9 protein-coding genes are annotated in these 8823 nt (G+C 38.9%); all 9 read right to left on the bottom strand.

Going from position 1 to position 8823, the window contains the following annotated elements; all coding sequences use genetic code 11:
* Positions 1-67 precede the first annotated feature (67 nt).
* The 9 genes from A3SI_RS16140 to A3SI_RS16105 all read right to left on the bottom strand — a co-directional run bounded on the left by A3SI_RS16140 (position 68) and on the right by A3SI_RS16105 (position 8267).
* Positions 68-1294: a TIGR03986 family type III CRISPR-associated RAMP protein gene (locus A3SI_RS16140; RefSeq protein ID WP_083836566.1), complete on the bottom strand. Its 1227-nt coding sequence runs from the start codon at positions 1292-1294 to the stop codon at positions 68-70.
* 108 nt (positions 1295-1402) lie between these two features.
* On the bottom strand, positions 1403-1735 hold the full coding sequence (locus tag A3SI_RS19170; RefSeq protein WP_040671244.1) for a hypothetical protein: 333 nt from the start codon (positions 1733-1735) through the stop codon (positions 1403-1405).
* Positions 1686-2036 (bottom strand): RAMP superfamily CRISPR-associated protein, encoded by a 351-nt coding sequence (locus A3SI_RS23395; RefSeq protein WP_394330390.1) that lies wholly within the window; start codon positions 2034-2036, stop codon positions 1686-1688. The genes A3SI_RS19170 and A3SI_RS23395 overlap by 50 nt, the downstream gene beginning before the upstream one ends.
* 120 nt (positions 2037-2156) lie before the next feature.
* Positions 2157-2597 (bottom strand): TIGR04423 family type III CRISPR-associated protein, encoded by a 441-nt coding sequence (locus A3SI_RS16125; RefSeq protein ID WP_009057575.1) that lies wholly within the window; start codon positions 2595-2597, stop codon positions 2157-2159.
* A gap of 133 nt (positions 2598-2730) precedes the next feature.
* Positions 2731-3942, bottom strand: a complete 1212-nt coding sequence (locus A3SI_RS16120; RefSeq protein WP_009057573.1) for an RAMP superfamily CRISPR-associated protein — start codon at positions 3940-3942, stop codon at positions 2731-2733.
* A 9-nt stretch (positions 3943-3951) separates the two neighbouring features.
* Positions 3952-5424, bottom strand: coding sequence for a hypothetical protein (locus A3SI_RS17895; protein ID WP_009057571.1), 1473 nt, complete (start codon positions 5422-5424; stop codon positions 3952-3954).
* Positions 5425-5601: 177 nt separating this feature from the next.
* On the bottom strand, positions 5602-5991 hold the full coding sequence (locus tag A3SI_RS16115) for an RAMP superfamily CRISPR-associated protein (RefSeq protein ID WP_009057569.1): 390 nt from the start codon (positions 5989-5991) through the stop codon (positions 5602-5604).
* Positions 5972-7570: a Cas10/Cmr2 second palm domain-containing protein gene (locus tag A3SI_RS16110; RefSeq protein WP_009057568.1), complete on the bottom strand. Its 1599-nt coding sequence runs from the start codon at positions 7568-7570 to the stop codon at positions 5972-5974. Before A3SI_RS16110 ends, A3SI_RS16115 begins: the two co-directional genes overlap by 20 nt.
* A 1-nt stretch (position 7571) precedes the next feature.
* Positions 7572-8267: a CRISPR-associated endonuclease Cas6 gene (locus tag A3SI_RS16105; RefSeq protein WP_009057566.1), complete on the bottom strand. Its 696-nt coding sequence runs from the start codon at positions 8265-8267 to the stop codon at positions 7572-7574.
* Positions 8268-8823: the final 556 nt, after the last annotated feature.

The following is an 8823-nucleotide window of genomic DNA, read 5'->3' as shown; positions in this document are numbered from 1 at the left end:
GCACTCATAAGGACAAAATATCCATTATTTCCCAGCAATAATAATTAAATAACGCATAGATAAATTTTCATTTAGGAAGACCTGTTTCTTTTTTAAGCTCTACCATTAATTTTTCTCCAAGCCATCGTAGAATATTCTTACCCCCACTATCCCAATGTGACTCCTTTTTTAGCTTTTTTAGTGAAGGCCTGTGTTTAGAATCCACAATACTTTTAATTTTTTTATAGATTAAATCCTTATTGAAATCCGTGAAATTCTGATATATGTCCCATTGTTCATTTAGGTGGCTAGCTAATGACTCATAATCTGAATAACAAGTTAAATCAAGGTTAACTTGAGGTTTAAGCCTGACAGAAAGAGGTAAAATGGAGTTAGAGGGGACTTGATCAGAAAAGACTTCACAAAAGCTATCCAAGGCTTGCCTGTCTTTGAATTCACCTATCTTCGTTTTTTTAAAATCCCCGTAATCAGATAATACAGGATAAGTTAAAAACTCATTTGAAAAACCACCACCGGCCATAGCAATTAACTCTCGCATCCGATCCGATTTTAGCCAACCCGGCTTATGCTTTTCCATGGCTTCTTCAAAATCATGCATATACGCAGTTACATCTTTTTTCAAGTAATTTTTTGAAAGTATTTGAACCTTCACCCTACCATATCCAAAAGGTTTCCCTAGACCGATATTATGCGAATACCTATCTGCATTGTGATGAAATGTAATCGCAGATAAAAGAGCACCTATTTCAACACTTTTTAGATTATGAAAACGTACCTTCGTCTTGAAAATAGCCCCCTTATCTAGAGGGGCGAAACTAGAGCAAACATCTTGGTTTTCTCCAAGCTCAGGTTCTATTATGACATCTTTCACGGGATAGCGTTTAAACCCTCTTAGAATGGCATTGATGTCATCGTAGGTGAAATACTCACCATTGTCCTTAAACTGCTTCAAATAAAAAGGAAAATACGACGCTTTAGGCCCACCCAAAATCACTGACCTAGGCTTCATACAAGTGATCGTGTTTAAATCGGCGAGGGCATGACCAAAAAACACCCTACCTTTTAAAGAGTTACCTTGTTCGGAATAGCCAAATATAGATTCTGCAAGATCCTTCTCATTGAATGCATAACCTTTAATAGGGTCAATCTCCTGAATACGATGTTTAAAAGGAAGCTTATACATGTAAGAAAGTCCAAAATGCTGAAGGATACCATCCTTATCTTCTGAAAAAAATACAGGAATAGACTGTCCTTTTTCTAATTTTTCCCTCCAAAATTTCCAGTCAGCAGAAATCGAATTGGGATCGTCATTTCCGTATGTAAACCTAAAATCCTTTGAAGTGACTCTGGCACTGGGATACTTGTCGGCTCATCATCATCAAAAAAGACAAACTCCCTTATCTTACCACGATTTGTTATTTTGATTTTCTTCTCTTTTTCCTGGCTGGCCAGTAAATACAAGGATTCCATCCCGACCAGTATCATCAACACTAGCCATAGTAATGGAAACTTTGCCTCCCGCCCTAGTATCTACGGTTTCAATGAAGGTAGTAAATTTATGTCGTAAACCCTTTTTCTTTACTTTTTCATGCTCGTATTTAAATTTAGCATTTTTATTTTGCGGATTTCTATTTAAAAATAAATCTCTAAAAGGGATATCTAGTTTATCTTTTAACTCCTTATGATCAATGCGCGCAATTACTTTTGCATTTTTTGATTGACCAGCTACCATCATGGTTTTGACTCATCCAGCCTCCTTGAATTTCGAACTGTTGATAGCGTCTCATATATTGAGAACGAGAACTAGAAATATCTCTAAAAGAAAATCTATGATCATTAACCAGGTTTTTATTGAGCCTAGAATAACTCATTATTTCTAACACGTTGCGTATCATCCCCTTTAATGAAGTAGCAGGGATAAAGTACTGTTTTTGGCCCTTATTATCTATGAAATGTGAAAACTCATCCGTTGGTCTTTCATTATTTCTTGGCTTTTTGTGGCCATCACGTATAAAAATAGGCGTTTCTGCGGTAATAATAAGTTCAATTTCACCGCTCTCACCATCTTCGAAAGGAATATCATGCTAATATCAGGCGCCCACTCAGGAATAAACACCTCGCTTTGTGCTGGCGCTGAAACGAAATTATAGGGAGATCTAACTGATGGCATAGTTTTTGATTTTAAGTCCGTAAAACAATAACGCAGTAGGCTTTAACGAGGGAAAATAAAGCCCATCATGCACGTGCACAGACTCCTCTTCCCACACCTGTTTAAATAGCACACTGGAGACATTATCCAATCTATGTGGCATATAGCTCTTTACTTCAGTAACCGAACCATTTAACATATTATGATCATAGGCGAAAACCATATTTTTCCCTGTATGTAAAATATGAACGCTAATCTCATTTTCTTGGGAATATAGTAAAGCTTCTACACAAAATGGATTGCTAGAAAATGAGAATCTTTCTTTTGGAAATGGTTCATTAACGAGCACAATGGGCTTTTCTTGATTGGACACCCAGTAATATCCCACATAATTATAATCAGGAATCTGACTAATCTCCGCTATTTCTTTAAGAATATATTGACTCATAATTTTTTATAATAAAGATTGATCCTGCTCATTTTTAAATAAATTACCTGTGAAAATTCCATGGCCCTTCGTCGTCATACCACCGAGAGGTAATAAGCCCTTACAAATGTCTTTAAGTGCTTCCTCAAAAGCCTCAAGATACTTTTGCTCTAAGCGCGCATCTGCGTGTAAAGTTATCTGGATATAATCTCCTTTTTAAGTAAGATACTTTTTCAGAAAATAAAGCTCCATCGATAGCCCCTCCTGTAAATCGATCTATAGCAACATGATTAAATATCTTATCACTGGCTACCTCTTTCTGAGATAAAAAAACGTCATCAATGAATATTTTCCCAGCCCTTTTACTTGTTTCAATGTCTCCGAAAAGCTCTTTTACTGCTTCATTGGCTAAACCATCTTGATCCGAACCAGCCCAAATACCTTGTTTGCGATTGAAGTGATAAGCGACACGGTGCGCAATGGCACCTTTTATAGAAGAACCAGGAATAACCAAAAAACTCTCAAAGCATATTTTTCCTGAGCTTTCATCATACTTAATGACTTCTTCCTCCAGAGGTGTATTGTCAACATCTTGATCATCATAGCCCGAGCCAAAAATAAAGAAGGGATCAGGTGTCAATTTTAAAGTATATTTAACTTTAGAAACAGTAGAAGTTAGCACTTTTTCGCTATTTTCTTCTACTCTATTCCAATCTATATCAGCGAAAGAAGGAGAAAGATCCAAATAGTGCTTAAGTTCTGTTCTCAGGTCAAAGCGAAAAGCCTGTTTTTTAAGAACTTTTAAACTTCCGTATCCATTACGCGTTCCAGAACCAATTCTAAAATCCGAACTAGAAATTATTTTCAGCAAGCTCTCCCAGTCTTCTAGCAGATTTTCGTTACGCTCTGTTAATTCCAGTTCAAAAACAAATCGAGTCCCCTTATAAATTACCTCATTATCGAACAAGCCCATTTCCTCGGCTACTCCTTTTTGAGAAATACGGACATGTTGCCTAATTGGAAGATTATCGAAACGAAACTTTAGCTGTTCCCACTGCTCACCATAAAGAAGACCTTCAGATACCTGCTTCGTATTTAAAAGCATAAGTGCAGGACTGATCTTAAGTAAAGAACCTGTCCCAGTTTCAGATCCTTTAGAATCACCAAAAATTTTAGATGCACATGCTTCTCCATGAGAGCGCGCAAAAGAGTGTCTGAGCACACCTGCTAAAGATGTCCCAGGTATCATAGGAAAGCCGTTCACATCCTTTTGAACAAGTGCATCTTTTAACAAAGAAGATTGACCAGAACCGACGAATAAAGGAGTTTCCGCTTGCAGTAAAAATCTGACTATATATTTAACCATAATGCTATCCTAATTATTTCTTTTCTTACTTTTTGCCATTTCAGCTGCAAACCGTGTTAAGAAGACCCGAACATCTATTTGGACCCCATCGCTATTAGCTGACTTCACACTTTCAAGTATTTCTTTTAAATACCGGATCTTCTCCTCCTTTTGTAGTCCCCAGCATTTTTCGTAAGCAATACCATGCATAAGATACCCCTTTTCTTTCTTAAAGAGCAAACTATACATTTCATCTGAACTTTGTGACCTTGAGGCTATTGAACGAATGTTCCCCCACTGGCTTGAACTGACACCCTTAAATTTATCCCTTGAACCCTTCTGAGAATCGTCCACTTTTTTAGCAACATACTGCGAGGTTAAGAGCTCCTTCAACTTATAATTTTTATGATAAGTAAGAAAGTCAGACAATGCGGTGGCAGATGCCTGTCCTAGTTTTTCATTTTTAGTATCTCTAAGAATCTGACAGGGCGAACAGCTCCCAACTTCTTTAGGTTTCAGAAATAAAGGGTTATAAATTACTTTACCCAAGCCTTCTGCCTGATGATGACCAACAAACAGCGTACTTCCCTTAGGGTTTGCTCCCACAACATAGAACACGGATCCCTTGGCAATACAATGTCTTTGAGTAGAAGTCGTTTTTCTAATCCCGTTCCAGGGTGAATAACTATAGGTTCGAATTTGAGATTTCGACCAATCAATAGTTCCTCCATCCAAACCTAAGTCAGTCGCACTAGGTTGAAAAGTCGGCTGACCTACCTCATCAAAAAAACATAGATTACTCTCAGCGTAAACCAAAGTGTATTCCTCAGAAGAAAATACTTCTAAAATGTCTACATTATCTTTCTTTTCAATTAAAACCTGACCAAATTCAGCTGTTTTGGACTTTCCAAGACGCTGCCTCCCTATGAGAACTTCTGCGACACGATCCAGCAGCGCTTGGTCCTCTGCCATTACTGAAAAAATAAATACAGTTCCTTTAGCTATGGCTTCAAACCCAAACATAGCCCCTGTAAGTGAAGTCCTTTTTTCACGATCATAAGCAGATTTTAATGAAAATCGCTTGGCAACTTTATTCGCTAAAACACTTTTTATAGTCAGGTAACCAGAACGAGACTGCCGAAGTTGATTTCTTGCTCCTGATTGATTTAAAGGATAATTATCACTCGATAAAAGGTGGTGCAAGTAAACACAGGATTGTATAAGATTATCTTCACCCTTCTCTTGATAAAAAGAAAAAGGTACTTGGTAGGTAGGTTGGCAAGCGTTCGAAGCTACACGCGCATCACCAAACTTAACTTCACCAGAATGAAACAGCTGATACGCCTCCGAGCTATCCCTATCTTTATAGAGATGAGAAGCAGCAATACCAAGGAAATTACTACCTGGTATATAATCCAATGAGCTCATATTACCTTCCGTAGCTAAGGAAGCATTTAGGACAACCTCAGAGAGAAGGGTACACGTAAAATTATAGGTATTCATAGTTTTTAATCTAATTTAAGGAAACATCTGCCTAATCCTCTGTTTCGGTTAGCCCCTATGGAACGGATATAGCCTGTAACCTGGCTTAAAAGGTGAATGTCCTTGTAATCGTCAGCAAGAATATAGGCATGCAAGGTAAGCGGTATACACACTTCCATAGTCCGAAGAGAAGTATTTTTAGCAGTCTCCAGATTCGGAGTCTATAGCTGTAGACGATATAGTTCTAAACAGAAAATATTTATGCCTAGCGTCGATTGCATCTCTTTCCACCTGAGGTAATTCAGCATTAGAGAAAAATAATTTTCCTTGAAAAGATCGCTTTAAAACAGGATCATAATACCCTAAAAGCTCGTTCTTTTTTTCCTGCGTAAACCCATCTATTCCTAATGCTATAAAATCACAAAAAGCATCAACGAAAAGACCCTTCAATGTCTTTCCAGGGACATAGGGAAAACCCTCTCGGTCTTTTATGACTACTGCATCAGCTTCAGCACCTCCTGATAGACCAGAACCAGCATGCCAGTCTGTAAGGAAGTTAATCGTATATTTAATTTTCTCTTGTACCATAATTAAACCCGTGTAAAGAAATTAAATCTAATAATTGTGATTTTTCACCCTCATTACCCTGCTCAACTCGACCTAATTTTTCCACCTCATCCTTCAGCTCTAATGCTTTGAATAATTCAGAATTCACTTGCTCCATCCGCATCAAATTGAATTTAGCAATATTAAAATCTCGGAAACAATCAGAAACTACTTTCCTCAACTTCCCGATAGCCTTGGTCTGACCCTGAGCATTATCTACTTCTTGCTTTAAAATCTCTAAGCGCTCATTTAAAATCTTTAGATCATCTAGTAAATAAGGGCCGTAATAAAAATCTAATTTTTTATCTCCTTGAGATGCCAGTAATGTTCTTTCTTTGAGACTGTTAATTTTATCCGTGAAAGATTCTTGAACTTTATAAAAAGCCAAAGCAGATTCAGGAATACCATTTGCCCGTATTGGTATTCTTTCACCAGACTTAACCATTTTTTTAGCATCTTTACACAGATCCTCCGCCAAATGCAGTGCGTAATGCAGCGGATAAGACTCCTTTACGAAGGCGATTCCAGCACACGCCGTAATCCCTTCGCTAAAAGTATCAACTCCATAAGTAGCTAGTGCTTCATTTAAATATATTTTAGACTGCTTTTCAAAAGCATGTAAAAACACATCCGTATAGCGTAACGCAATATCTGCCCTGATTATAAATGTTATATCATCGCCACCACATATAATCGGACGTATCGGATAACGCCCTTCACTTGTGTAATTTCTAGGTTCTTTGAAAACATCTGCAAATGCCTCTCTTGCAGCAGCTTGTGTCGCCTTATCAAGAGCAAGCGAAAACTGACGAAATGCCGCCTTACTTTTGGAAAAATCTTGCCCCCTGAGTTTTTGCCCTAATGCCTGTAAAATGTTTCCTAATCCATTACCATCTGCATGGACAACAGCTATCCAAGAGTTTTTATGACCTTTACATAAATCTTCAACCTCGAGAGTAATCTCTTTGGGAGGTTGCATTAAGCCTGATATCTTATAGAAAAGTTTCGTGTGACTCACCATCTCGAAACTATTTGGTCGTCTTACGACCACCTCGTCCTTTTTATCCGTGCTCTCACAAAATACGATTTCTTTTCCCCTTCTCTTTTTCGTTTTTACAGCCACGCCTCCAGTTCTTCTAGCTCGCTCCAAACCCATAAATCCGATTTCTTGAGGCTTTGCAGGCCTATTTCTTTCTGCTTTTAGTTTTTCTTCAAGTTGGCTGATTTGCTCTGCTAGCGTTAACTCCTCATCAATCTTTACTACCGCTTGACTAATAGTCACTCCAGGAGCTTTTTCTAATACCAGTTTCGGAAAGTCTCTAACTAACCTTCGGCATAACCCTTCATTAGCAATAAATTTAATGTTACCTGCTGCACTAATGATGATGTTACTGTCTTCTTCACCTTTTCCATCCGGATCAATAAACTCATAAAAGGAAGTGGTACAGATCTCCTCTACTAATTCACTTCCGCCGACGATTTCTTTCAACTTATTCGTCTGGAAAATGAAACTCTGGATGCCCTGAATGCTGGCCCCATATAAAAATTTTGTCTCTGGCATATTATTTTATTATAGTTCCAAATCCTATACTTACCCCTTTACCTAAACCCACGCCTTCTGGAAGCGATATGGAAGAGGTGAAGGATATATCCAAACAGCAGACTTCCTGCTCCTTAAAGGTGCGCATAAACATATCGCCCATAGACGTTAGCGTCACCTCTACCTGATCCGTGAGGGTGATTCCTAAGCCCTTCGCCATACTCAGAATATTTCCCCGAAGAATCGCCTCTAAAAAGTGGACTTGGGCCGATAGGCCATGCACCCCCTGATACCGCCGATAATTTTCAGCGTTAAAGGGCTGCCAACTCCGCAGCTGATAATGAAATTTCTCCTCGCCGTACCGTACCAAATAGGTCTGGCTGGCTTCCACACCCTTAATGCGCAGCGGATGCACCTGATTCCCCACACGCAGTATATTCTCCTCACGTGCTAAAATAGTGTGTAAAATATCCGTGCCCTCATTAATGGCGATTAGGCGGGCCTGGCCCTGAAAAGACTGGTACTGGATCCGAGGATAGGTATAATTAAAGCCTTCTCCTTTATGATTGTGCATCAGAATAGGGGCATCCTCTAATAGGGCACACATGGCCCCACGAAACTTAGGGACGAGGGAGGGTTTTAGCGCTAGCGCAAAGGTCAAAGCAAGCACATCGACCGTCTGCTTAGAGGCTAAACTGCGTGATAAAACATCTTTCATGGGCTGTTAATTGTTGGCTAGCTTTATCTAAACTGAGAATTTAATTTGATAATCACAAGAGGGAATTGATAAACGTAGCCTTTCTTCTCATAAGTGTAGTTATTTGGCGAATAGACGCAAAATCATTATCTCCTTTGGGGCTTATGTAGTAAATTAAAAAAATCAAACAATAGCCTAAAAAAATACTAAAGAAGGCTATTGTACCTCGCGCCTCGTGTGGCCTTCCACCACTCATCGCGCGCTCCACTACTCATCTCGCTTCAGCTTGCGGACCACATCCACCACCGCTTCTAAAACAATGAGCAGCATGTCCTCTGGCTTCTTCTGAACATCCATCATGATACTGCCATTTAAAGGGTGAAACATCTGTTTATCGACCGAAGTAACCTTTACTTCTTGTCGTCGCCGAATACCTTAATTATAGGTGGTAGCGCGACCACTAAAACGGTGGCTACCTTTAAGGCGCCTACCAAAACCGGAATAATCCCTAAAATCGTCATAAGAAATCACGTTTAGATGAAACATAAAACACAACTCGCTTGCAAACTTACCCCTC

It is taken from the genome of Nitritalea halalkaliphila LW7 (assembly GCF_000265075.1).
Lineage (GTDB): Bacteria > Bacteroidota > Bacteroidia > Cytophagales > Cyclobacteriaceae > Nitritalea > Nitritalea halalkaliphila.
The sequence above is the reverse complement of the archived record's forward strand: the minus strand, read 5'-3'. Positions and strand labels throughout refer to the sequence as shown.